The following is a 23,607-nucleotide window of genomic DNA, read 5'->3' on the forward strand; positions in this document are numbered from 1 at the left end:
GCCTCCGGTCAGGTATCGACCTTCATCTCGACCAACACCCGGCGCAGCAGCTTGCCGGTGGCGTTCCTGGGTAGTTCGTCGATGAACACGACGTCGCGGGGCACCTTGTGGCGCGCCAGGTTCTCTTTGACGTGCTGCTTGATGTCTGCGGGGTCCTGCGCCGCACCGGGCTCGGAAACAATGAAGGCGCGCAACCGCTTTCCGAACTCGACGTCGTCGACACCCACGACAGCCACCTCGGCGACGTCGGCGCGTTGCTCCAACAGGTTCTCCACTTCCTGCGGGAAGACGTTCTCACCGCCGGAGACGATCATGTCGTCGTCGCGCCCCTCGACGAACAGCAGCCCGTCGTCGTCGAAGTGGCCCATGTCGCCGCTGGACATGTAGCCGTCGATGATCTGCTTGTTGCGGCCATCGGTGTAGCCCTGGAACGGCGCGCCGTTGCGGACGAAGATTCGACCGCGACGGTTGCGGCCCTCAATGCGCTGGTCGTTCTCGTCGTAGAGCACCACCTCGCAGGTGACCGGCGCGCGGCCCGCGGTGCCGGGTGCGGCGCGGAGCTCGGCAGGGGTGGCGACGGAGGCGATGGCGCACTCGGTCGAGCCGTACATGTTGTAGAGAACATCGCCGAACGTGTCCTGCACCCGCGTGGACAGCTCAGGGCTCAGGGCCGACCCGGCGATCAGGATCACCTTCAGCGACGACGTGTCGTACCGGGCGATGACGTCGGGGCCGAGTTCGACCATCCGGTGCAGCATCGTCGGGACCGCCACCAGCATGTCGGCCCGGTGTTCGGCGATGAGTTTCAGTGTGCCCTCGGCATTGAACCGCCTGGCAGTCACGATCTTGTTGCCCAATGCCGCGCCGACCCCGTAAGTGGCCCACCCCGTGCTGTGGAAGATCGGTGAGACGATGACCATGGTTCCCTTGCGGGGGAATGGAATTCGGTCGATTATCTGCGCCGTCGCCAGTGGAGACACCGCACCGCGCGGCGCCCCCTTGGGTAGGCCGGTCGTACCGCTGGTCAGGATGACCGAGCCGCCGACCTTCGCTGGCGGGGGAAGTGGCGCAGTGGAATTCGTGGTGACGATGGCATCGAGCGTCTGCGCTCCCGCGGGTAGCTCGGCGCCGTCATCCACCCAGGTGAGCACGCGGGGCAGATCGGCGGGCAACGCGTCGAGCAGACCGAGGAACTCACTGTCGTGCAGCATCACGTCGACCTTCTCGCGGTCGCAGACCTGAGCGAACTGAGGTTTGGCGAACCCGGTGTTCATCAGCACCATCCGGGCGCCGAGCTTGCCACACGCGGCCATCGCGAGAGCCAGACCGCGGTGGTCGCGGCACAGCACGCCGACGACCGATCCCGCCGTGACGCCGAGAGACTGCAGGCCACGCGCCAATGCCCACGATTGATCGTCGACCTGCTGATACGTCAACTGCCCGCGCTCATCGACGATCGCCGGCAAGGTCGGATACCTGTGGCCACCCTGGATCGCCATCGTCGCCTGAGGTCCGTAAACGGGCGCGAGTTTCGCAGCCCGAACCGTCGACTTCAGATCTTTCAGGTCGATGATGCCGGTGTCGGTGAGCCGCTTGACCGCGTGCACCGACTCGGTCACTTGTTGCAGGGTGCGTCGAATACCGGTCAGTCCAGCCGCCATGCGGCCCATTGTGTCGTCTGGACCGACAGCTCAGCGGGATATTGCGCGGATCGGCTACAGCCGGCCCGCGGCATAGGCCGCCGGTCGGCTACAGCCGGCCCGCAGCATAGGCCGCCGCATCCTCGACCCGCCCGGTCTGGATGTAGGCGTTGTGTGCGCGCATATCCAGCCACCTTCAAAACAGATCGGATCGTCCGGCACACACATGTCGATCATCTTTCCAGCGTAGAGCGGGCCGATCGCGGGAAGCGGGCCAGGCGACAGGACTTCGGCGAAAAGCGTTCTGGGACCGCCGAAGTCGGCCACCGCCGCGACGTGGCCACTGATCTCAGGCGGGAGATCCGCGCTGGCCATATCGATGGCGGCACCCAGCGAGCGCCCGCCGATCCTCGAACGGAGCGAATCGACGAACGAGATGGACCGGCTCTGAAGCTCTTCGGGCTCGGAAACGTATAGATGGACACCCCGCGACATCAACGATTCGTAAGTATTCGGTTGGCGCAGGTGCGGTGGCCGGCGGTGGAACATTACGTTGGCCTCGACCGGTGTTGGTTGCCGATGGATGTCACACAAGGATCCGAAGATGAGCTGTTCGACCCGCATGAGGAACATCATTGCGTTCTTGAGAGCCGGCTACCCGGCCGACGCTGCGCCCACCGGGCACATTGCACTACTTGCTCTGTGCCCACGCCGGATCACCGATGCCGAGATCGCCGGCATGGAGCTGCCGACACTGGAGCAGATCGCGCTCGTCCGGCAGCGGGTCAACGCCGGGGTCGGCTAGACCTCCATACGTGAACCGATGATGACGGTGCGATCCGGAGGCAGGCTGAAGTACCCTGCCGCATCGGCCGTCACGAGCGAGGTGGCGATGAAAAGACGCTTGCGCCAAGGGACCATGTTGGGTTCGGTTCCCGGGACGAGGTCGAGGTCGAGGTGCGACAGAAAGTACGATGCCCCGTCGAGATCGATGCCGCCCTCGGTCTCCTCGGCGGGCACCAGCTTGAGCGCGGCCGGAACGTCCGGCCGCTCCATGTAGCCCGCGTGGATCGTGACGTGCAGGATGCCGTCGTCACGGTAACCGAGGTCGTCCACCGTTATCCGGTTCTCATCAGACACGCGCGGAACGGGTGCCGTCTCCACCGACGCGATCAGGACATGTTCGTGCACGACGTGGTTGTGTTCGACATTGGCGCGCATGGCCAGCGGCACCGTGTCGTCGCCGCGATTGAGAAACACTGCCGTTCCGGGTATCCGGGTCAGCGTCGGACGCTGTTGGGCGATGTCGCTGACGAACGGGCGCAGCGGGCCTTCGATCTCGCGGCGGGAGGCGGTCACCACTGCTCTGCCGCGCTGCCACGTGGTCATGACGACGAAGGCGGCGACGGCGATGACGAGCGGCAGCCAGGCTCCGTGCACGAGTTTCGTGAGGTTGGCGGCGAAGAACAGCAGGTCGACCGCCAGCAAGGCCCCGCCGCCGAGCACCAGCACCCACAGCGGCCACCGCCACTGCTGCCGGGCCAGGTACAGGAACAGCACCGTGGTGATGGTGATGGTGCCGACGACCGCCATGCCGAACGCGTAGGCAAGTGCCGCAGAGGATTCGAATGCGAACACCAGCGTGAGCACCGACAACATGAGCATCCAGTTGATCCACGGCACATAGATCTGGCCGATCGTAGACGCCGAGGTGTGGGTAATACGCAGCCGCGGCAGGTATCCGAGTTGCACCGCCTGCGAGACCACCGAGAACGCGCCGGTGATCACCGCCTGCGAAGCGATGACGGTTGCCGCCGTCGCCAACACCACCATCGGGATTTGCGCCCATTCCGGGGTGAGGAGGAAGAACGGTGCGCTCGACTTCGTCTCGTCGGCCAGGATCAGTGCGCCCTGCCCGAAGTAGTTCAATGTGCAGGCCGGCAACACCAGACCCAGCCACCCGATGGTGATGGCGCGCCGCCCGAAATGGCCCATGTCGGCATAGAGCGCCTCCGCGCCGGTCACCGAGAGCACGATCGCGGCGAGCGCGAAGAAGGCGATGTGAAAGTTCCCTGCCAGGAACGTAATTGCGTACGACGGGGAAAGCGCGGCCAGAATTCCGGGGTTGGCGACGATCCCGGCGACACCGCACGCGCCGATCGCGGTGAACCACGCGATCATCACCGGCCCGAAGAACCGGCCGACCACGGCTGTCCCTTGGCGCTGAACGAGAAACAACCCGACGATGATCACCGCGGTGATCGGTACCACCCAGGCTTCGAGCCCGGGTTCGACGACCTTCAGTCCCTCGACGGCCGACAGCACCGAAATGGCCGGGGTGATCATCGAGTCACCGAAGAACAGTGCCGCCCCGAACAATCCGAGTGCGGCCAGCAGCATCGCGGTGCGTCGGCCCCGAGTCCCGCTGCCGCGGCGCAGCAGCGTGATCAACGCCATGATGCCGCCCTCACCGTGGTTGTCGGCGCGCATCACAAGAGTGACGTAGGTCAGGGTGACGATCAGCATCACCGACCAGAAGATCAACGAGACGACCCCGTAGACGTTGGCGTCGTTCAGCGGCACCGGGTGTGGATCGGCCGGGTTGAACACCGTCTGCACGGTGTAGATGGGGCTGGTGCCGATGTCGCCGAACACGACGCCCAACGCGCCGATGACGATCGCGGGGCGCAGCGCGTGGGCGGCGCCGTGTGAAGCACCGGCGGTCGCGGACATGGTGGGCACGAAGGTCGACCGTCCTGTCATGAAGTGGCTGGATTCGGATGCTTCCGCTGATTGTGCATCCAGACCCTGGGATCGTGCTCAGGTATGGGCGCCTCGGTATCCCCGCTCACTGCGAGAACGCGGTGTTGGTGCAACGGTTAAGCGCCGCTGCGGGTGTGGCGGTACGCGGTGGGGGTGGTGTTGAACCAGCGTTTGCAGGACCGGGTGAGCACGCTGTGTTCGGAGTAGCCGAGGTGGCTGCATATCTGGTGCAGGCTCAGATCGGTGTCGAACAGCAGCCGGTGGGCGATGTCGCGGCGGGTCTGATCGAGCAGTTCGGCGAACGTGGTGCCTTCGGCTGCCAGGCGGCGGCGCAGTGTTTTGGGGTGCAGGCCGAACTGGCGCGCGACGACCTCGGCAGTGAGGTTTCTGGTGGGGAGCATCTGGCGGATGATGCTGCTCACGGTGTCGGCCAGGCCGCGGGTGTCCTGGCCCAGGGTGGTGGACAGGTAGTTCAGCGCGAGTTGGTGGGCGACGGGATCGTGGGCAAGGGGCCGTTGCAGATCGGTTGCGCGCACGGTGAACCCGGCGATCGGCTCATTGAAGTGCGGTGGGCAGCCAAAATAGCTGCGGTAGTCGGCTTTGGTGCCCAGCGCCGGGTGGGGCAGGTGTACGGCCACAGGCCGGTAGGTGGTGCCCAGAAACAGATGCAGCGCACGCAGCGTGACACCGAGGGCCAGTTCGATCGCCTGTGCTTGCGGGGGTCGCGGGGTGAGCAGGAAATCAAATTCGAACCGGCCCAGCGCAGGATCGGGGTGGGGACTGATGCGGGTAGCGATACCGGGACTGTAGGCACCCACATAGGTGTCGAGGATGACGAACGCGTCGGTGACGGTGGCCGCGGTGCGGGCCGCGACACCAACCGGGCCCAGAATGTCGATGCTTTGGCGCAGCGCGAGCCGGCGACCGAAGTCCGCCATGTTGAGGATTACGGCCGCATCCTCGACGGCGGCAATGGCGTTGCGCAGCGGGATGTAACGATCACGCTGCCCAATGTCACCGGGGTCGAGGTTGGCCAGTTCCAGCATCGCGGCGGGGTCGCCTCCCGAGGCGCTCACGAATGGCAGAAACCCGGTCAGTGACGAGCCCCGGACCAACAGCATGTCCATCACAGTCAAGAAGATGTCCAGAAATGTCAAGACGGCGCGGGCGGTGTGCAGCAAAGATGGTCGGGGCCCGGTTCACCGCCGACGGTGACATGGGGACGGGCCGGTGGTGTTTTGGCGCGCCCAGTGGTCTGCGCCGAGCGGTTCAGGTGAAGGGGTCCGAATTGAAGGTTTCTGGTTCATGGTGGCGGTGGTCGAGTGTGGTTGCCGCCGTGGCGGTCTCAGCAGCGATGACGGCATGCAGCGGTGGTGACGGATCCGGCACGCCTGACACGACCGGCGAGGTCAGCCTGGAGCAGGTCCGCGAAATCGCGAAACAGGCCTACATTTACGGCTTCCCTATGGTGGACAACTACCGGGTGCAGTACTCCTATTTCGCCGACCAGCAGAATCCGAACTACAAGGGCGCTTGGAACCAGGTCCACAATGTCGCCCGGGTCGCCACCCCCGCTGACACCGCGATCCAGACGCCCAACTCCGACACGCCCTATTCCTTCATCGGCGCCGACCTGCGGGCCGAGCCGCTGGTGCTCACCATCCCGCCGATCGAGGCCGGCCGTTACTTCTCCGTGCAGTTCATCGACGCCTACACCTACAACTTCGCCTATGTGGGGAGCCGCGCCACCGGCAACGGCGGCGGCAAATATCTGCTCGCCGGGCCGGGCTGGCACGGCGAGAAACCTGCCGGCATCACCGAAGTCGTCCAGTCCGACACCGACTTCGCGTTCGTTGCCTACCGCACCCAGCTCTTCAGTCCCGACGATCTCGACAACGTCAAAAAGATCCAGGCCGGCTACCAGGTTCAACCCTTGTCGGCGTTCCTGAACCAGCCGCCACCGGCAGCACCACCGGCGATCGACTTCATCAAACCTCTTACACCCGACCAAGAGAAGACCTCACCGGAGTTCTTCGACATCCTGAACTTCACCCTGCGCTACGCCCCAATACTGCCGTCGGAGAAGGAACTGCGAGCCCGGTTCGCCACCATTGGCATCGGAGGTGAGGCCACCTTCAATCCCGACACGCTGACACCCGATATGCGTACCGCCATCGAGGGCGGAATGGCCGACGCCTGGGCAGAATTCAACACACTGCAGAAAGACAAGCTCAACACCGGGCAGGTGACCACGGCTGATCTGTTCGGCAGCCCTGAGGAACTCGGCGACAACTACTTGTACCGGATGGCCGGCGCAGTGCTCGGGATCTACGGCAACAGCAAGCAGGAAGCGATCTACCCGTACTTCGCCACCGACTCCGACGGGGCACCGCTGAACGGGACCAACAACTACACCTACCGGTTCGCGCCCGGACAGCTGCCACCGGTCAAGGCGTTCTGGTCGCTGACCATGTATCGGCTGCCCGAAATCCTGCTGGTGGCCAACCCGATCAACCGGTACCTGATCAACTCGGCGATGCTGCCCAACCTCAAAGCCGACCCCGACGGCGGCTACACCCTCTACATCCAGCACACATCACCCGGCCCGGACAAGGAATCCAACTGGCTGCCCGCACCCCAAGGTCCGTTCAGCCTCGTCGAGCGGTTGTACTGGCCCGAAGAGGCCGCGCTCAACGGCACCTGGCAGGCACCCAAACCGCAGAAGACGTAGAACCGGGCCGCTACGGCGCAGCCTGAGGCGTCACCAGGAATTTCTCGCCGGTGGCCTTCTTCAGGTAGCTGTTGAACGCGTCGGGCTTCAGCAGGCCGGCCAGTGAGACCTCCTGGGTGTAGGTGCTCGCGAACGTCGTGGTGAGCTCCGCGGCGACGCGGGCGCGCAGCCTCGCGATGGTCTCCGGGCCCGCACCGGCGAGAAATGGCGTCAGCAGCCAGCCGCCCACACCCCAGGCCATACCGAAATTTCTGGTGAGGACGGTGGGGCTGGTGTCGAGGCTGCCGTAGATGTACACCTGCTTGTGCACGGACGACCCGTATCGGGAGTATTGCGCAGCGGTCGCGCTGGCCGCCTGCTCCATGCCGTTGAGGATCTGGCTGGCCAACGTGCCACCGCCGGTGGCGTCGAACGCCAGCGTCGCCGACGTCGCTTTGAGCGCCTCGACGAGATCGGCCTCGAACGACGGGGACGCCGAGTTGCAGACGTGGACCGCCCCCAGCCCACGCAGTATCTCTTCCTGTTCGGCCTTGCGGACGATGTTGACCAGCGGTACCCCATCGGCGAGGCACGCCTTGACGAGCATCTGGCCCAGATTCGACGCCGCCGCCGTGTGCACCAGAGCCGAATGTTCTTCGCGGCGCATGGTTTCCAACATCCCCAGCGCCGTCAGCGGGTTGACGAACGACGATGCGCCTTCCTTCGCCGTGGCGCCGTCGGGCAGCACCAGGCACGCCGCCGCATTGACCACGCGGTACTGCGAGTACATCGCGCCGCCTGCGATCCCGACCGTCTTGCCGAGCAGCGCCTGCGCCGCCGGCGACGACCCCGCCGCCACCACGGTGCCCGCGCCCTCGTTGCCGACCGGAAGCGAGGCTCCGATGCGGGCCGACAGACCGGCCAGCGCCCCTTCCCGCAGCGGTGCGGTGACCACGGGACGTTCCGGCGTGCCCGTGACCGTCGCTGCCGACATGTCGGCGACGCTGGGAATCAGCAGGCCCAGGTCCGACGGGTTGACCGGCGATGCTTCGACCCGGACCACGACTTCATCGGCCGCCGGGGTCGGAACCTCGACCTCGTGCAGCGACAACTCGAGCTTGCCGTCCTCTGTCACCAGCGACCGCAATTCCAGAGCGGTCTTGGGTAGTGCCTCAGTCATGTCTGAACACTACGTCGCTGGCGGCGGGCTGCGCCCGGTGTTCACTCAGCGGTAGGCGGCCAGGCCGTCAGCAAGTTCTTCCTCGTCGCCGTCGCGGATCGCGTAGAGGGCTTGCTGCAGAGCGAACGTGTCGCGGATCGGGGCAATGCGGTCAGGGAGTGCCCGGTTTGACGAATTGTGCAGGGCAAGTACTCGCTCTAGGAATTCGCGACCGTAGCTGGCACTGATCGCCGCGAAGTCCTCGGCTTGGTCGCTGAGGGCTACATCGTCCCAGTCGAGGACTCCAGACAGATGTGGCAGGCCATCCCGCCACTCCCACAACACATTCTCAGCACCGAGGTCACCGTGGACGACTGCGTGGGTGAGATGGGGAAGGTTGTCGAGCGCTGCGAGTTCCCGCTCGGCCCGCAGACGGCCGTCGTGGGACATGAGCTGGAACAGCTCCGCGCGGACGCTCTCCGCGAATTCGCGCCATCGGACTTCCGGGGCCGCAGGAAGCTCCGCGCGTACCGTCTCGTTGGCGCCGACTCGGGCCAGAGCAGATAGCAATGTGGCGTACTGTTCGGCCACGGTTTCGGCCACCCGGTCATCATCGAGTGCGTCGTTTTCGAGCGGTTCCCCGGGAATTCTGCTGAGCAGCAGGAATGGCGTCTCATCGCTGCCATACGCACCGTCCTGGAGGAGAGGCTCAGGTGTGCGAAAACCGAGGTCGAGGCCGGCGAGCGTGCGTAGTGAGGTCACCCGCCCGGGCAACCGGTCAGCTGCTGCGCGAGTGCGAGCAAGGCACACGACGCGATCTGATCCGATGACCACGGTGTGGAATTGCCCTTGACGTACGAAAAGGTCGTCGAGACGGTCGTCGGGCAGCAGACGGCTCAATAGAGTGCGGTGTGCCGCAACGACGCTCATGCGTCCTATGGTTTCACCCCGCGGACGTAGCGGACGTCTACGCAGTGGTCAGCTGGGCGAGCATGTGCCCCCGGTGAACAGCTCGCAGGTGGTCTGCAACCCGTTGAGTACGCCGGCCGGAATCGCGGAGACGAAGTCGGTCAGGCTGACGGCGTGCAGTGAGGTGAGATCCGTGGCCTTCTGCGTGCCGATCAGCACCGCCACGGCGTCGCCTCGGGATGTGGTGATGGTGAATGAGTCGTCGCCGTCTCCGTATTGCCCCGCGCAGTCGGCTTGGCAGGCCCCGGTGGCGGGATCGATCTTTTCGTCGAACATGTCGTTGATCCACCCGGCGGACAGTTCGCGAACGGCCAGCGGGTTCTGCGGCTGCGGGAATCCGGCGATGGCATAGGCGGCGACCTGGATCAGCGGGTTGCCGCCCTGCATCGGGTCCATGTGCACACCGCCTTCGAGGACGACGCCGGTGAACTGGCCCGGCCGCGCCTCCGTCAGCTGGTCGTTGACGTCGCTGAACACGTTGAGGAAGTTCAGCGGGGCGCCGATCTCGTAGATCGGGATGTAGTCATTGGGATCGTCGTCGCTGGGGTCGGCGGTCCCGTTCGTTTCCAGCTCTTCGAGCCGGTCCATGGCGTCGGGGATGATCGAGCCCATCGGCACCGCGTCGTAAATCACCACGCCGGCAAGGTCGTTGGGCGCATCTAGGCCCTGCTCGCCCCGGCGGCTCAGCCCCTCGGCGTAGTACCCGGCGACCCCCGGTGCGAACCCGCCGCCCAGCGAGTGCCCGACCAGGACGAACTGCGTCGGCACGTCGAGATTCTCCGTGCGGCCGGCCTTCAGCTCGGCGGTGTCCATGCTGGCGTTGAGCGCCGTGCGGTCGGGATCGAGGAACAACTGCGCGACCGCCTCGTGCAGATTGTCGCCGCCGAGCCACATGCCGTCTTCCTCGAACGGGTTCGACGTGAAGGTGGTGGTGACGACGATGCTGTTGGTCGTGTGGGCCAGATACGACGCGGTGTAGCTGTAGAGCGGTCCGTTCGCGAGGAAGCCGTGCTGCAGGTAGATCATCCGGGTCGGTGGCTCACCGTTCGCGGATGTGGGGAAATACCAGTTGGATTCGACCTCGTGGCCTTCGGAGATGACCAGGGTGGACGTGCTGACCTCGACGGAGTCGCGCAGTTCCGGCGGGACCACCGGGTCCCCGCCGACGGCGCGTTCGAGAGTGGCCAGGGTGTCGAAGATGGCGCCACTGATCACCGACAACGGCTTGGGATAGTTCTGCGGCTCGGGATTGAGTGTCAGGGCGCCGAGGCTGCGGATCACGACGTGAATCGCCTCGACCGGGTCGTTCTGCCGGGCCGCGGTTGCCGCGGCGAGGCCGTCGGGGCGGGCGTCGGCTTGGCCCGGGTCGGCCGGCGCCGTGGCGTTGCGCAATGTCCCAATCAGGCTGTTACGCAGTTCAGTTGCCGACTTCGGTCGCAATGCCGGGGCGTTCACGCCGTCACGCGGCCCCGCAAGGACCGACCGGATGCTGATCGGTGGCCGGACCCGGATCTCAGCCGTGCGCGCCGTCTTCTCGGTGACGCTGCGGGTCGCGTCGTCGACGATGTCGCGGGTGGCGTCGCCCACGTCGCGTACCGCTTTCCGAACTTCGCGGACCGAGTCCCGAATCGCGGTGCGAGCCTTCTCCGGACCTGTCTTCTTGGCCTTCGTGTCGGTAGCCGTGACACCTGAGACTTCGGACTTCGGCTGCTGTTTCGCCGAGCGCGCTTTCCGGTGCTGAGACTGTGGCTTTGCGTCGTTCTGCGTGGTCGACGGCTTCGCGTCCTGCTTCGACGCGCCGCCCTCCTCGGCGTTGGCGGTTCCCGCCCCGGCGAGTACGGCCGCCGATACTCCGGCCGTGAATACTCCGGCACCCACCCACGCCGCGACACGCGTCATTATTCGCCCCCCGTTACATCGAATCCGACCTTTGTCACGCTAGCGGGGGTCGGCGCTTCGTCGGACGGGATTCGACGAGATGGCGGAAATGATCAGTCCAGCCGTTGTGCGAGCCCTAGCCGAGTTCGAGGGATTCGCGCGACATCCGGAAGAAGTGTCCGGTGCCGGTGTCCGTGCAGGTGACGCCCGCGGGTTGCGACTCACACTTCATCGGTCCGGCCGAACGCGTCTGGCCGTAGGCCAGCGTGGGCATTCCGGTGTCGAAGATGGTGTCGCCGTGGCAGTGCACCTCGGGAGCGCTGCCCGGTTTCAGGCTGACGCGGTCGCCCCAGTCCAGGTGGCAGTTCGCCGGTTTGGCCGGCGGGATGTAGGTGTGGTCGCGGATCTCGCAGACGACGCCGTTGCTGCCGTCGAAGCCGTTCGGGACCAGGCACCAGATGTTGCCCGAGGGGGTGACGAACTTGGGCGGTGGCGGGCAGGCGTATGCGGTCGCAGGAAGAGCGATGACGGCCGCCGCCGCGGCGACGAACGGGATGAGGTGACGCTGGATTGTGCTCATAGTCTTGAGCATGTGGGGCCGGCCTTGCGGAATTCTCAATGGACTCTGGCGGGGAGCGGGCATGTTGTGGCGGTCAGTTCCACTCCCCAGGCGAGCGCCGCACCGCGCCGCATGGCCTCGGTATCGCCGCTGGTCAGATAGGCCCTCGGAGCCACCGGACCGGCCTGGGCGGCGGGATGGCGCGCGGCGATCGCGGCGGCCAGCCGCTCAACCGGGTCGATCAGCGTGGTGTTGGGCAAGGCATCGGCGAACCAGTCGCTGACGGCTGGATAGTGGGTGCACGCCAAGACCACGGCTTGGGCCCGTTGTAGCGGGGCGACGATTCGGCGCAGGTCGGCGACGAACCCCGGTGAGCCGGTGCTACCTGCCTCGATGTGCGCCGACAACGGTTGGGCCACCCGGGACAGCACCTCACGTCCGGGCCGGGCCAGCCCGCGCCGGTAGCAGCCGCTGGCGATGGTGCGTCGCCCGCCGACGATGCCGACGGGTCCCCGGAGGTGATCGGGCACCGACGCCAGGCCGTGACTGATGATGCCCTCCACCGGCACCGGCGCCTGGCTCAGGCGCGGGGCGACGGTGCTCGCCGCATTGCAGGCCAGCACCGCCTCGGTAGCGCCCCTACGGGCGAGCTCGGACACCACGTCGTAGAGCCGGGCCGTCAGGTCCGCGCTGCGCATCCGGCCGTAGGGCATGGCCCCGGCATCCGACCAGTACAGCACCGGCAATCCCGGTGCGCGCCGGTCCAGTTCACGCACCAGCCCGATGCCTCCGATGCCCCAGTCGACGATGCCGAGGCACGCCGTCGGCGTCATGGGTAGGTGAGCGGGGCCGTGAGCCCCTTGTCGAGCGGTCCGGAGTCGAACGCCATCACGCGCTGTGACGGTGTCGCGGTCAGTAGCCGGAGCCGCGTACCGGGGAACCGGCTGGCGAAGTACCAGCGATACTCGTGTTCAGCACGGATCGGGTTGTGCCGCAGCATCTCGCGCCATGCCGGGTGGCTGGTCAACGCCGTCAGGTCGGCGGCGAACTGTGGCCGGGCCCGACGCGTGCGCACATGCTCGAACGCTGACCGGGCCAGCACCGGGAGTTCGCGAACCCGCACCGGATGCTCGACCATGTCCACCACCCAGAGCCGCCCGCCGGGCGCCAACACCCGGCGGATCTCGGCCATCACCGGATCCCAATCCAGGTACCGGAACGACAGAAAGCAGATCACCACGTCGACGTGATCGTCGGGGATGTCCAGCTGTGGACCGTCGACAGCGGTGAACCGCAGCCGGGAACGATGCCGGCCACGGTTGCGCGCCTGGGCGAGCATGCCCGAGGAGATGTCCACGCCGATGCCGAAGTCGAGCGCGCCGTCGTCGTCCAATGCACGCAGCAACGCACCAGTGCCACAGCCGATTTCAAGTACCCGCAGCCCCCGGCCGAGTTCGTCCCGGGCATGTGCGGCACGTTCGGACACCCACCGCCACTCGGCGCCGCGCACCCTGATGTCGGCGTAGGCACGGTCGTAGAGCTCGGCCACCGGATCGTACGAGCCGACAGAACCGGCGGGGTCGGGCATGCTGAGTACCGGCGGCTGCGCTGCCGCTCCGAGGTACTTGCGCGCGGCGCCGAGCGGCCCGTGCGACTTCCGTCCCGGCGTGTCGATCAGGTAGAGATCGGCGCGGGACATCGGGCGGCGCCCCGCCCAAGAAAACCGGTCCTTACGCGCCGACACCGTGGTGTAGTTGCGGTTCCCGAACGCGGGCACACCGAACACGTTGGCGAAGAACGGTGCGAACCAGCGCGCGGTGCGGCAGGCATGGAAGTAGGCCTGCCCGGTAGCAGTGAAAGGGATTGCCATCGAGCGCCATTCGTGCGGCGAGAACTGCTCGGGCCAGCCGGTCGATCCGAACATCGGGCCATACATTCCGGAATGGCTGATGAGATGCAACTGATCGATCACGCGGCCTGTCTCGGCCATTCGGGCGAGTTCCGCGACGAACTCCGCCTTGTGGTGCAGGCCCGACACCTTGACCTCGGCATCGGGATGGGCGGCCGCCAGCTCACGCGCCATCGTCGCGGCGGCCACCGCGAACTCGGCCGATCCACCCCGGTAGTGCGTGGTGTGGGCCACCCAGATCACCGGTGTAGCAAGCGTTTCAGGGGATATCTGGGTGAACGGAATACGCGGGTGCTGCTCTTGCGGGATCCAGGCACCGTAGTTGCCGACCAACTCCAACATCTCGGAGCGATCCACATCGAACACCCTCATGCTGGTGGCAGGCGGGCTGTAGAAATGCAGGGTCAATCCCCCATCCAGGCCGGCCATATCGTGGATCACCTCGCTGGTGATGCTCGTGACCTCGCCGGCGTGGTGCTCGGTGCTGCTGGTGACCGTCAACCGTGGACCGTTCCAGTCGAACCGCCGCTCCTCGAACCGGCCGTCCAGGGCGATGACGAAACCGCCTGCCCCGCCGTGATCGTGAGGTGCGCAGCGTTGCCCTGGTCGCCACCGGGCCAGCATGATCTCGACTTCGTCGTCGACGCGCAAGATCGTCCGGGAGTACGGCTCACCGTCATTCGGGTCGGTCGCCCTCTTGTCCAGTGCCGGCTTCGCACGGGCCACCCGAGCCAACAGTTCGGGTCCGGGGACCTCTCCCCTGACCGCGACGCCGGCCAATGTATCCAGCAGCGAATCGAGCCCGGCGGCGTCGTCGTGCCGGGCGGGCAGGTGCGAAATGGTGGTCATGCCGGAACGATGACGCCGACACCTTGCAGGATTCTCAACGGATCCTTGCGGTAGCGCCGCCTAGCGTCACAATGGGATGCGGACCGCGCCGAACACCGGGAAGGCTTGTGATGAGCAGTACTCGTCTCGGGTTCGGTCTGCTGGGTCCGCTGCAGGTCTCCGTGAACGACGCGCCTGTCGCTCTGGGTACGCCCAAACAGCGCGCGGTGCTGGCATTCCTGCTGATCAACCGTAATCGGGCGATCAGCACCGAATCGCTGATCGACGCTGTCTGGGACGGCGAGCCGGTGCCAGCGGCCCGCGCCACCATCCACACGCACGTCTCCAACTTGCGTCGCCTGCTCGGCAGTGGTGAGCCGGAGACACCCGCAGCGCTTGTCAAAGCGGCTCCCGGTTATCGGCTCAACGTGGCTGCCGGCAGTTGCGATCTGGACCGGTTCATCGCCGAGAAGAGTGCCGGGATCAACGCTGCCGCAGCCGGTCGGTTCGAGGCAGCCGGCACGCACCTGGCCGCAGCGTTGGCCCAATGGCGCGGCGACGTCCTCGAAGATCTGCGCGGATTCCGATTCGCCGATACCTTCGCCGCGGCCTTGGCCGAGGACCACGTGCTGGTACACACCAGCCGCGCTGAGGCCGAGATCGCCTGCGGGCGCGCCGCAACCGTCATCGCCGACCTGGAAGATCTCGCCACCAAGCATCCGTACCGCGAACCCGTGTGGGCTCAACTCATCACCGCCTACTACCTCGCGGAGCGGCAGTCCGATGCGCTCCAGGCCTACCGGCGCGTCAAATCGGTACTGGCCGAAGACCTCGGCATCGACCCCGGACCCACCCTCAGTGCGCTGCATGCGCGGATCCTGCGTCAGGAGCGCCTCGATATCCGGCAGGCCGCCATGGCCACCGCGGCGCGCACCGTGAGCGCCGGACGCACCGCCGCCAGTCGAGGTGCGACGGCCGCCGCGCTGCGCGACGCCGACGGACGCCGATACCCGTTGAAGCCGAACGTCACCCGGATCGGCCGGTTACCCGACAACGACATCGTGCTCGATGACGCCGAGATCAGCCGCCACCATGCCGTGATCATCGACACCGGAAGCAGTTTCGTCATCACCGATCTGCAGTCGGCGAACGGCGTGCAGGTGCGGCAGGAACGTATCCACCCCAGTGCCACCGTCGGCGACGGCGACCACATCCGCATCTGCAGCCGCGAGTTCACCTTCGAACTTCAAAGCGCTGCGCCGTGACATCCATTCGCAGCGGCCGGGTGTGGGCCCTCATCGCCGTCTTCGCCGCGATCGCGCTCGCCGCGGGGGTGATCATCGGGACTCACCTCGGTTCACGCGGGTCCGCACCGGAACGCTCCACGGCTGCCACGTCACTGGCCGCGGAGTTCGCCCGGCTGCAGCCCCAGTTACATGCCGTGGCGGGCATCGCGCTCAGCGGGGTCGGACCCGGACAGGAGCCGATGACCTTGGGCGAGTGGCAGAGCGGCCCCGCCTGGTCGACGATCAAGGTGCCGTTGATCATCGCCGCGCTCCGTGAGGAGGAGCCCCCGCGGGTCACCGAGCCCATGACTGCGGCCATTACCGAATCCGACAATGCCGCAGCGGAATCGATCTGGGAGAGCCTGGGCTCGCCGGCCGAGGCCGCAAGTAAGGTCGAAAACGTGCTGCGGCAGGCCGGTGATCCCACAATCGTCCAATCGCAACGGGTGCGCCCGGAGTTCAGCGCCTCGGGGCAGACCGACTGGCCGCTCACGGATCAGGTGAAGTTCACCTCGGTTGCCGTGTGCGACAACGAGAACGATCCGGTATTCGACCTCATGGGACGGGTCGAACCCGATCAACGGTGGGGCATCGGCACGATTGCCGACAGCCGACTCAAAGGTGGCTGGGGACCGTCACCCACAGGTGGGTATCTGGTTCGCCAGATCGGTGTCCTGACCACCCCGACGGGAATGGTGGCCGTGGCGTTGGCGGCGCTGCCGGATTCGGGGAAGTTCGAGGACGGAACCGCCGCGCTTACGCGGATGGCCACTTGGCTGCGTGAACGTCTGGGTGCCCTGCCGACGGGACACTGCCCGGCTCACCAGAGATAGACACGGGCATTCTTGCCGCCCGTGCAGGTGATCCAGCTGTCACCCGGAGACTGCTGACAGTGCATCAGGAAGTTGGAGCCGTCGCACAAGGCGCCGGGCACCTTGCCGCAATCCACGGCGCCCGGCGCCGACACCGCGCGCGGCAGCGGGCTCGCGTTGCCGTATTCGGCCCAGTACGACGTCAGCACGCTGTTGGTGAAAAGGCATGAGGTTTCCGCGGTTCCGCGTCCGGCGCGGCTGCCGAATCCCGTGCCGGTGGTCACCGCGAAACCGTCGTCGCACGACTGGTGCAGGCTGCTCTGATCCGGTCCGGTGACCAGGGGCGGCAACGGGCCCCCGCCGTGCGCCGGGTCTCCCGCCGACGCCGTGGCCGGTGTATCCGCGGGCTGGCCCGCGTTCTTGACGAGCATGCCGATGACCACGCCGATGCCACCGAGGATCAGCGCGGCGGCTACCGCGATGACGGTCGGCAGCACCCAACCGCGCCTGCGCGGTTCGGACTCTGCGTGAACCGGTGTGGGGTGGTCGGGCACCGGACTGTAGACGGGCGCGGCAAGCGTCGCCGCGACGCTCGGAGCCGGGTGCGTTGCGGTCGCCGGTGCCGAACCGGCCTGCAGCGCCCGCTGCGCGGCACGCCCCAATCCGCCTGCGGTTCCGTACCGGTCGTCGGGGTCCTTGGCCATGCCCCGCGTGATCACATCGTCGAAAGTCGCGGGTACGGCAGGATTCGTCGTGCTGGGTCGCGGAGGCGGTACGGAGATATGGGCGGCGAGCACGCTTTCCAGATCGTCACCGGGAAACGGCACATGGCCGGTCAACGATTCGTACAGCACACAGGCCAGCGAGTACGAATCGACCGCGGATGTCACCGTCTTTCCGGTGAACCGTTCGGGCGCCATGTAATTCAGGGTGCCGATGCGGCTTCCCTCGGTAGTCAGGTGGCTGTCCCCCTCGCTCTCCGCGATGCCGAAGTCGACCAGGTAGGCGAAATCGGCTGGGGTGACGATGATGTTCTGCGGCTTGATGTCACGATGGATCAAACCGGCGGCGTGTGCCGCGTCGAGCGCAGCAGCGACCTGGGTGACGATGGCCACCGCCCGGGCCGGCGCGAGCGGTCCGTCGGCGATCAGATCCGACAGCGTTGCGCCCTGCACCAGACGCATGTCGATGTACAGGTTGCCGTCGATCTCGCCCCAGTCGTGGATGGGGATGACATGCGGCTCCTGCAGGACCGCGGCGGCGTGGGATTCGCGTTGGAATCGGGTCCGAAACGTGGTGTCGTGTGAGTACTGGTCGGCGAGAATCTTCAGGGCGACGGTGCGGTTCTTGTCGTTGTCGAAGGCCTCGTATACCTCCCCCATTCCGCCCCTGCCGAGTAGGCGCGTGATGGAGTACTTACCGAACGTCGTGCCGACGCGCGAGTCCACTGCCGATCCCCCTGGTCGTTCGTTATAGACGCAGTATCGCCTGCACGGCCACGCGATGCAGATGATTGCCGACCTTGCGGCCCGGTCAGGGGCTCCCGATCGCGGGCACTGTGTCGGGCGGGCCCTTTGGCCGTTGGTACCCGGGGCAGGCTATCTCGATCTTGACCTGGCGCCATCCCGGCCCCTCCTCGGCAGGCATCCGTCCACTGATCGTGTAGACGTCGTCGACCTTGATGGCCGTCATTTCCTGCGAGTCCTGGGTGAAGCCACTGCCTTCGGGGAGATGAAAGCCCGCCGCCGTGACGACCAGGCGGTGTGTCGTCGCCAGCATCACCCGGACGCTGCGTCGGTGATTGGTCGCCGACGGCGAGGCATAGATCAGCAGATTGCCGTCGGGAAACCTGGTGCAGGTGACATGCGCGGCCAGGGTGTGCACGTCACCGTCCAACACGATCGAGACGTCGGACGTCCCGCCACCCGACGCGCACCCGGCCACGAGTGTTATCGCAGCTACCGGCGCCGCGACACCGACGACGGCACGCATGTGTGCAGTATGAACCGGTGATTGCGCCGGAGCGACCGGAACTAGAGTCGGCCGGCGGCGAAATCGGCTGCCTGCGCGACCTTTCCGGACTGCACATACGACACGTGCGCACCCATGTCCCAGCCACCTTCCCAACAGATCGGGTCAGCTTCGTTGCACTGGTCGATCGAGTTGGCGGCGTACTGCGGCGCCAGCGTCGGCAGCGGCATCCCGGAAGCCAGGAGGCCCGAGAAGCTGGTGCGCGGCGTACCGAACAGCGCGGTGGCCGCCACGTGATCGGCGGTCTGGGGAGACGCTGCGGTGGTGGCCTGCTCGATGACGGCCGCGCCCTGCGAGTAGCCGCCCAGCACCATCTTCGTGTTCGGGCAACTGGCCGCGATGGACTCGATCAGCGACCGCGCCGCGTCGGTGCCGGCCGGGGTGCTGTTGTGGAAGTCGTTGTTGGCCGGGTAGTCCACCGCAGTTCCGTCGACGGTGCGCGGTGCCACCCGGGCCCGCAGGTCGTCGACGAACGGACCGCCGACGCTGCCCAGGCCAGGCGGTTCATTGGTGCCGCGGGCGAACACCACCTGAACATCGGGGCACGGCGCCGCCGCGGCCGGCGCGGCTGTAGCCATAGGGACAGCTGCGGCGAATGCCGCCAAGGCCAGGATCAAAGCAGGCTTGCTGGTCATACCGATCGATCGTAGGACCGCAGGCGCCGTTCCCCCGATCGGTGGACACGCGATTCCGACGATTCATGGCCTGACCAGCGGACAGACGTGGCGGCTCCCAGCCGGGATGGTGTTTTCAACACACCAACACCGATCGAGGGGAACACCACATGACCACCAACACCACCAACCGCATCGGCTACTTCCGCCGCGCCGCACTCATCGCCGCAGCGGTGGCCGTACCGGCAATCGGAATCGCCGGCGCGCCGACCGCCAGCGCTCAGGCCGCCGATTTCGGTCCGTGCGGAAACGTGCACGACAACGTCGACCTCTGGAAGGACGTCAAATACGCCACGCCAGCACACAAGGACGGCGCCATCGACGTCGTGTTCCCCGGCGGGGACAAATCCCGCGGCTACGCGGTCCGGCAGGGACACAAGCCGGCCCAGCTCACCGACCTGCTGGTGATCCCGACGGCCCGCGAGACCGGCATCGAGTGCGACAACCTGACGGAAGCCGGCGCTCCCCACTACTTCAAGGACGCCTTCGAGCAGGCCAGCATCCTGCCGCCAGGCAACCAGGGCCAGGCTCCGGACTGGGCACTGGGCATCAACTCCGCCGACAACCGCGGCCAGGATCAGCTGCACATCCACGTGACCCTGCTCGACCCCACCGCCCGCGCCGACATCGACCAGGCCGTCAAGAACCACAAGGTCACCAAGGATGAGAAGGCCTGGAAGACCTCGGTGATCGGGGTGCGTGGCCACACCGAGAAGGGCCCGATCGAGACGAGCCCCCGCGGCTACCGGGCCTGGAACACCGACAACATGGACCAGAACTACTTTGCCGCGCTGAACACCCAGATCGTCGCGCCGCTGAAGAAGGCGGGCGCCGACGTGGGCATGAACAACGAGACCCTGCTGATCACCAAGAACCACCAGGGACCCGGGTTCATCGTGCTCGCCAGCGACGAGAAGTCCGGCATGACTCCGTTCGGCGTCAACAACATCGAGCGGCTGCTCGACAAGGGCTGACGCTGCCCCCAAGCCCAACGGTCACCCGAGCACGGGTGGCCGTTGATGTTGGATCGGTGCCCCAGTCGGACTCGAACCGACACTGTGCGGATTTTAAGTCCGAGATTGGTGGCGTTTGTCCACACTGAACACATGCTTATCGAGCCACTGAACTGACCCGACTCGGAGCCGCGTGCATACATCCCGCTTACAGACATGCCTCACGCGGGAATATGGGGGTCGGCTGAGCAGACATCTCGAATCCGGTGAAGAAATCCAACAGGTTTCGACGCACGCCCGTGACAAGATCACTTAGTTGATCAACTAGATTGCGGGGGTCAGGCTCGGGTGATGGGAAAGACGCTTTGGTAGCGCCGCAGCGAGATGACACGAAGCGGCTCGGGCGCGCAGTGGTGTTTGTGCACCAGCACGACCACCGAATCACAAACCCGCTAATCCGGGCAGAGGTCGAGGTACTGCTGCTTACGGGTAAGGCCATGGATTTCGCTGCCAGGCTGAAAGGTCACCAGGATTTCGTGACCCTCTCTGACGAGCTCGTTCGTCGATATGCCGCATATGCGGGATTGGGAAATCTTGAGCTGATGAACACCGTTCTACCGGCTCTCAAACGGGCGGACCTCATTGACTACCAGCTCGCGGACGGGCAAATCACGCATCTCGATGAGTACGTCGGCATCTCAGCTACCGTTGTTGAGCAAACAGTTGCCGTGTTGAATGCGTTGTCACCTCGACGCTCAGATCTTGCGTTCCTGCACTCAGTGGAAGTTGGTGCCATAGCACCACTCGCCGAAAGCCAGCACCTCGAGCAGATTGTTGCGCGTGGTTTCTCCGATGAGGAAGCCGCAGGGGCGCTGCAGCTTTCCCGAGCGGTAGGGCTCAACCTGGATGCACCGTCACAAGAGCTCAACGAGACAGTGGTGTACAGCCCGTACGTCTGGGGCACTAAACAACTCTCGCTCGCTAAGTTCCTACATAACCTCCCGCCGAATGAACGCGACGCGCTGCTCGGCATGAGCGAACAAGTGCTGTCCACTCCTGGCCTGCACATATCAAAATTGGCCGCCTCGAGCGCAATCGTCAGGAGCGCACAAAGTGCAGGCTTGATCCAAGTGGCGTCTGTGCGGACGTCGACGGGTGCAAGCTCAAGCTATGCGTTCTCCCCTCTCCTAGAAACCGAGGACAACACATGCACCACCACTGAGGCGTTCCACATGCGCAAGCTCTTCGTAGCGCACATCCTCTTCGGCCATGAGAAGTCCCGACCCGGTCTAGGGAACATCGCGAGTCCGAGTGTGTTGGTTAGTTCGCTCATCAACCGTGGTCGGGTGGGGCCGGCGACGAACATCGGGACCGACTATCACCTGCTGGAGGCCGCTGGCGTCGTCGCTGTGGAACCTGTTGGTAACCGGGCCTTCCTGCGACTGGTGAAGCCTGAGATCGCCGAGGCAGGGCTCGACTGGATTCGCAAGATTACGGACCCGACTGGTACTGCTGATCTCACACTCTCGCAACGACCCGCTGAGTTCGTAAGTCCTGAGGATGCACGTCGGGTCGATGTTTCTTGGGCCTCCCACGAGATAATGGTGTCCTCGATCAACGAACTTCGGAAGGAAATGCAGCGTGCCGCCCGCCGCGAAGACCCCTGGAATTGACGCTGGAACTCAAGCTGAGGTCCGGGTAGCGCAAGCTTGGTTCTGGGACGGCTGCTACGTACGCCGGGGCGTCGATCTACAGCATCGGTTCGGAGCCGACGTCTCGCTGGTGACGGATCTAGATGTCCTCTGCATCGCCTTCGACGATTCACTAGTCGCCCACAAGTACATCGGTGAAGTTAAGACCGGAACCTCGAAGAGCACTCCGAGACCCCTTGATCGAGCGCTATGGATTCGCGGACTGCGCGAGGTTGTCGGCGCTGAAGCCAGCGAAGTCACAACCGCGCTCCGGGTCTCGAACGTGGTCCGCGACGTCTGCAACCGCCTCGGGACCACCATCCAGCACCTAGATGATCTGCAGAAGCGCGAAATGCGCTTGCGCATCAGCGAAGTTGCGGACATGGGCTCTCAGGGCGAAACCGTTGCCCTGCTGCGCGCCGAGGTTGCCTCCTTTGTCAAGTCCGATGCAATCTTGGAACGAGGCTACTGGTTCCTAGTCTCCGAAGTATGGTTTCTGGAACCGTTTGATGCGCTGAAACGCACCCTCGGGTTGATACGTCAACTGAGCAAAGCATGGCCGCCGGAAACTGATCGAGTAGCGAACCGTGTTGCGCGTTGGTTCTTTGCTGAGGCGATTTCAATCGCAACGGTGAACATCGCACTAGTGGCACGCAAAGCCGTCACGATGGACCCAAAGTCCTTTGCGGACACCGCAACGGCACAGCTGTCGTCGGGCGACATCCCCTTCCACTCGATGCGCGCATTGTCTGACCGCGTAGACGAGTACGTCGGCAAGTTACTCGCTTCCGTAGATGCTCCAGCAGACATGCTGGCGAGCGCAATCGGCGCGTTCCTTCCTTCGCCACCCAGCTACGCAGAACCCCTGCTCGAACTGATCATGAGACTTGCAGCTGAGGCATCGATCACGGCACGCCTACCCAGACAACTGGATTTGATTCTGTTCGAACGCCTAGTCCACCAACGACAACTAGCGCCCGCACTCTATCCACGATTGAACCTAACGCCGTCAACCGAACGAATGATGCGGTTGGTCGCGGCATTTTTACGGGGGCAGTTCAGCATCCCCGAACCGGTGGATAAAGCTTTGACGTCATCTCTAGCCCCTTCCCCTTCAAAGCCACCGTCATCGAAGACTGACCCCACATCACCTGATGTCCCTCGGAGCGAGGAGCCAGCCGCGCAAGGCCCCCCATCCGCGGCAACCACGACTACCTCCGCCCCTGAGCCGGCCAAGCGCGAAAGCTCCTCCGATACCGATCAAATCGGCGTGCTGCCACGGGTCGAGGGGGTGGGTTCACCTCCGCTTCGTCAGAACGGCAGTCAAACTCAGACGCGACGGTGGCAGTTAGTACTTGAAAACCAAACTGACAGCCCCGTGACAGACGTGACATTTCACTATGAGGACGCTAACGGTCAGCAAGTACTGGAGTTCGACGTGCTTGCCGGAAAACACCACAGCATCGATCTCCTCGCCCCCCACGAATCGGTCGAATTTCCGCTCCTCCAAGTGTTCGGCTCCCCGCGGTCGGCGATCTGTGCCGTCGAGTGGTCCGATAAGGAAGGGCAACGACACGCTTCCCGGGTCACCGTCCAGGTCCCCTAGATCGGTGAAACTGCGAACCACACGTCATCCGATTTTCAACTCTCGGACAACGGACGTTAAAGGGTGGCGCGGCTAACGCCCAGTGCATCGGAGACCACGGGCGTCAGCTCACCGTTTCCCCGCGTCCAGGAAGGCAGCG

Annotated in this window: 20 protein-coding genes; 7 read left to right on the plus strand and 13 right to left on the minus strand. The window is 65.4% G+C overall.

Translation table 11 applies throughout. The features are described from left to right. Window positions 1-8: 8 nt before the first annotated feature. Both EH231_RS14555 and EH231_RS14560 read right to left on the minus strand, forming a co-directional pair. Window positions 9-1,661, minus strand: a complete 1,653-nt coding sequence (locus tag EH231_RS14555) for an acyl-CoA synthetase (protein ID WP_124712612.1) — start codon at window positions 1,659-1,661, stop codon at window positions 9-11. A gap of 54 nt (window positions 1,662-1,715) precedes the next feature. Next, window positions 1,716-2,264 carry a cutinase family protein gene (locus tag EH231_RS14560; RefSeq protein ID WP_241177985.1) on the minus strand — a complete coding sequence of 183 codons (549 nt, stop codon included), beginning with the start codon at window positions 2,262-2,264 and terminating at the stop codon, window positions 1,716-1,718. Here EH231_RS14560 and EH231_RS14565 point away from each other — a divergent pair. Beyond that, window positions 2,263-2,445: a DUF3349 domain-containing protein gene (locus EH231_RS14565; protein ID WP_164480892.1), complete on the plus strand. Its 183-nt coding sequence runs from the start codon at window positions 2,263-2,265 to the stop codon at window positions 2,443-2,445. The genes EH231_RS14560 and EH231_RS14565 overlap by 2 nt on opposite strands. Here EH231_RS14565 and EH231_RS14570 read toward each other — a convergent pair. Beyond that, window positions 2,442-4,373 (minus strand): potassium transporter Kup, encoded by a 1,932-nt coding sequence (locus EH231_RS14570; RefSeq protein WP_206429661.1) that lies wholly within the window; start codon window positions 4,371-4,373, stop codon window positions 2,442-2,444. The genes EH231_RS14565 and EH231_RS14570 overlap by 4 nt on opposite strands. 146 nt (window positions 4,374-4,519) lie before the next feature. Further along, window positions 4,520-5,524, minus strand: coding sequence for an AraC family transcriptional regulator (locus EH231_RS14575; RefSeq protein WP_124712614.1), 1,005 nt, complete (start codon window positions 5,522-5,524; stop codon window positions 4,520-4,522). Between the two features lie 233 nt (window positions 5,525-5,757). Between EH231_RS14575 and EH231_RS14580 the strand changes: the two genes are divergently transcribed. Beyond that, entirely contained in the window at window positions 5,758-7,134 is a 1,377-nt protein-coding gene (locus tag EH231_RS14580; RefSeq protein ID WP_124714274.1) for a DUF1254 domain-containing protein, read from the plus strand. 10 nt (window positions 7,135-7,144) lie between these two features. Here EH231_RS14580 and EH231_RS14585 read toward each other — a convergent pair whose 3' ends face one another. The 6 genes from EH231_RS14585 to EH231_RS14610 form a co-directional block, all read right to left on the minus strand. Continuing rightward, window positions 7,145-8,293 carry a zinc-binding dehydrogenase gene (locus EH231_RS14585; protein ID WP_124712615.1) on the minus strand — a complete coding sequence of 383 codons (1,149 nt, stop codon included), beginning with the start codon at window positions 8,291-8,293 and terminating at the stop codon, window positions 7,145-7,147. A gap of 45 nt (window positions 8,294-8,338) precedes the next feature. Continuing rightward, a complete protein-coding gene (gene vph / locus EH231_RS14590; RefSeq protein ID WP_124712616.1) occupies window positions 8,339-9,202 on the minus strand; it encodes a viomycin phosphotransferase in 864 nt (287 codons plus the stop codon). Between the two features lie 48 nt (window positions 9,203-9,250). Further along, complete coding sequence (locus EH231_RS14595) at window positions 9,251-11,140, minus strand: hypothetical protein (RefSeq protein ID WP_124712617.1); 1,890 nt, start codon at window positions 11,138-11,140, stop codon at window positions 9,251-9,253. A gap of 115 nt (window positions 11,141-11,255) precedes the next feature. Continuing rightward, entirely contained in the window at window positions 11,256-11,699 is a 444-nt protein-coding gene (locus EH231_RS14600; protein WP_124712618.1) for a DUF6636 domain-containing protein, read from the minus strand. Window positions 11,700-11,734: 35 nt separating this feature from the next. Beyond that, on the minus strand, window positions 11,735-12,511 hold the full coding sequence (locus tag EH231_RS14605; RefSeq protein WP_124712619.1) for a glutamate racemase: 777 nt from the start codon (window positions 12,509-12,511) through the stop codon (window positions 11,735-11,737). After that, window positions 12,508-14,436: a methyltransferase domain-containing protein gene (locus EH231_RS14610; protein WP_124712620.1), complete on the minus strand. Its 1,929-nt coding sequence runs from the start codon at window positions 14,434-14,436 to the stop codon at window positions 12,508-12,510. Before EH231_RS14610 ends, EH231_RS14605 begins: the two co-directional genes overlap by 4 nt. A gap of 110 nt (window positions 14,437-14,546) precedes the next feature. Between EH231_RS14610 and EH231_RS14615 the strand changes: the two genes are divergently transcribed. Further along, the gene (locus EH231_RS14615) at window positions 14,547-15,680 is read left to right on the plus strand and encodes an AfsR/SARP family transcriptional regulator (protein ID WP_124712621.1); all 1,134 of its coding nucleotides are present in this window, start codon (window positions 14,547-14,549) and stop codon (window positions 15,678-15,680) included. Further along, entirely contained in the window at window positions 15,677-16,534 is an 858-nt protein-coding gene (locus tag EH231_RS14620; RefSeq protein WP_124712622.1) for a serine hydrolase, read from the plus strand. Before EH231_RS14615 ends, EH231_RS14620 begins: the two co-directional genes overlap by 4 nt. On the opposite strand, the gene EH231_RS14625 is transcribed toward EH231_RS14620, so the two are convergent. From EH231_RS14625 to EH231_RS14635, 3 genes are all read right to left on the minus strand, one after another. Beyond that, window positions 16,522-17,895, minus strand: coding sequence for a serine/threonine-protein kinase (locus EH231_RS14625; protein WP_420891972.1), 1,374 nt, complete (start codon window positions 17,893-17,895; stop codon window positions 16,522-16,524). The genes EH231_RS14620 and EH231_RS14625 overlap by 13 nt on opposite strands. A 151-nt stretch (window positions 17,896-18,046) precedes the next feature. After that, entirely contained in the window at window positions 18,047-18,505 is a 459-nt protein-coding gene (locus tag EH231_RS14630; protein ID WP_124712624.1) for a lipoprotein LpqH, read from the minus strand. Window positions 18,506-18,546: 41 nt separating this feature from the next. Then, complete coding sequence (locus EH231_RS14635) at window positions 18,547-19,179, minus strand: cutinase family protein (RefSeq protein WP_090427634.1); 633 nt, start codon at window positions 19,177-19,179, stop codon at window positions 18,547-18,549. A gap of 149 nt (window positions 19,180-19,328) precedes the next feature. On the opposite strand from EH231_RS14635, the gene EH231_RS14640 reads away from it, so the two are divergent. From EH231_RS14640 to EH231_RS14650, 3 genes are all read left to right on the plus strand, one after another. Then, window positions 19,329-20,192 carry a CDP-diacylglycerol diphosphatase gene (locus EH231_RS14640; protein ID WP_124712625.1) on the plus strand — a complete coding sequence of 288 codons (864 nt, stop codon included), beginning with the start codon at window positions 19,329-19,331 and terminating at the stop codon, window positions 20,190-20,192. A 476-nt stretch (window positions 20,193-20,668) separates the two neighbouring features. Then, window positions 20,669-21,844, plus strand: coding sequence for a hypothetical protein (locus EH231_RS14645; RefSeq protein WP_124712626.1), 1,176 nt, complete (start codon window positions 20,669-20,671; stop codon window positions 21,842-21,844). Beyond that, on the plus strand, window positions 21,813-23,468 hold the full coding sequence (locus EH231_RS14650; protein ID WP_124712627.1) for a hypothetical protein: 1,656 nt from the start codon (window positions 21,813-21,815) through the stop codon (window positions 23,466-23,468). Before EH231_RS14645 ends, EH231_RS14650 begins: the two co-directional genes overlap by 32 nt. The last annotated feature ends 139 nt before the right edge of the window (window positions 23,469-23,607 follow it).

Origin of the sequence: Mycolicibacterium nivoides, assembly GCF_003855255.1 — a bacterium.
GTDB lineage: Bacteria > Actinomycetota > Actinomycetes > Mycobacteriales > Mycobacteriaceae > Mycobacterium > Mycobacterium nivoides.

What these genes read in the sequence shown, in the direction of transcription:
- EH231_RS14635 (WP_090427634.1), bottom strand. Translation starts at nt 19,179, where the DNA reads ATGACCAGCAAGCCTGCTTTGATCCTGGCCTTGGCGGCATTCGCCGCA.
- EH231_RS14640 (WP_124712625.1), top strand. Translation starts at nt 19,329, where the DNA reads ATGACCACCAACACCACCAACCGCATCGGCTACTTCCGCCGCGCCGCA.
- EH231_RS14585 (WP_124712615.1), bottom strand. Translation starts at nt 8,293, where the DNA reads ATGACTGAGGCACTACCCAAGACCGCTCTGGAATTGCGGTCGCTGGTG.
- EH231_RS14615 (WP_124712621.1), top strand. Translation starts at nt 14,547, where the DNA reads ATGAGCAGTACTCGTCTCGGGTTCGGTCTGCTGGGTCCGCTGCAGGTC.
- EH231_RS14610 (WP_124712620.1), bottom strand. Translation starts at nt 14,436, where the DNA reads ATGACCACCATTTCGCACCTGCCCGCCCGGCACGACGACGCCGCCGGG.
- EH231_RS14555 (WP_124712612.1), bottom strand. Translation starts at nt 1,661, where the DNA reads ATGGCGGCTGGACTGACCGGTATTCGACGCACCCTGCAACAAGTGACC.
- EH231_RS14605 (WP_124712619.1), bottom strand. Translation starts at nt 12,511, where the DNA reads ATGACGCCGACGGCGTGCCTCGGCATCGTCGACTGGGGCATCGGAGGC.
- EH231_RS14580 (WP_124714274.1), top strand. Translation starts at nt 5,758, where the DNA reads ATGACGGCATGCAGCGGTGGTGACGGATCCGGCACGCCTGACACGACC.
- EH231_RS14565 (WP_164480892.1), top strand. Translation starts at nt 2,263, where the DNA reads ATGAGGAACATCATTGCGTTCTTGAGAGCCGGCTACCCGGCCGACGCT.
- EH231_RS14575 (WP_124712614.1), bottom strand. Translation starts at nt 5,524, where the DNA reads ATGCTGTTGGTCCGGGGCTCGTCACTGACCGGGTTTCTGCCATTCGTG.
- EH231_RS14560 (WP_241177985.1), bottom strand. Translation starts at nt 2,264, where the DNA reads ATGCGGGTCGAACAGCTCATCTTCGGATCCTTGTGTGACATCCATCGG.
- EH231_RS14645 (WP_124712626.1), top strand. Translation starts at nt 20,669, where the DNA reads ATGGATTTCGCTGCCAGGCTGAAAGGTCACCAGGATTTCGTGACCCTC.
- EH231_RS14595 (WP_124712617.1), bottom strand. Translation starts at nt 11,140, where the DNA reads ATGACGCGTGTCGCGGCGTGGGTGGGTGCCGGAGTATTCACGGCCGGA.
- EH231_RS14600 (WP_124712618.1), bottom strand. Translation starts at nt 11,699, where the DNA reads ATGAGCACAATCCAGCGTCACCTCATCCCGTTCGTCGCCGCGGCGGCG.
- EH231_RS14630 (WP_124712624.1), bottom strand. Translation starts at nt 18,505, where the DNA reads ATGCGTGCCGTCGTCGGTGTCGCGGCGCCGGTAGCTGCGATAACACTC.
- EH231_RS14570 (WP_206429661.1), bottom strand. Translation starts at nt 4,373, where the DNA reads ATGTCCGCGACCGCCGGTGCTTCACACGGCGCCGCCCACGCGCTGCGC.
- vph (WP_124712616.1), bottom strand. Translation starts at nt 9,202, where the DNA reads ATGAGCGTCGTTGCGGCACACCGCACTCTATTGAGCCGTCTGCTGCCC.
- EH231_RS14625 (WP_420891972.1), bottom strand. Translation starts at nt 17,895, where the DNA reads ATGGGGGAGGTATACGAGGCCTTCGACAACGACAAGAACCGCACCGTC.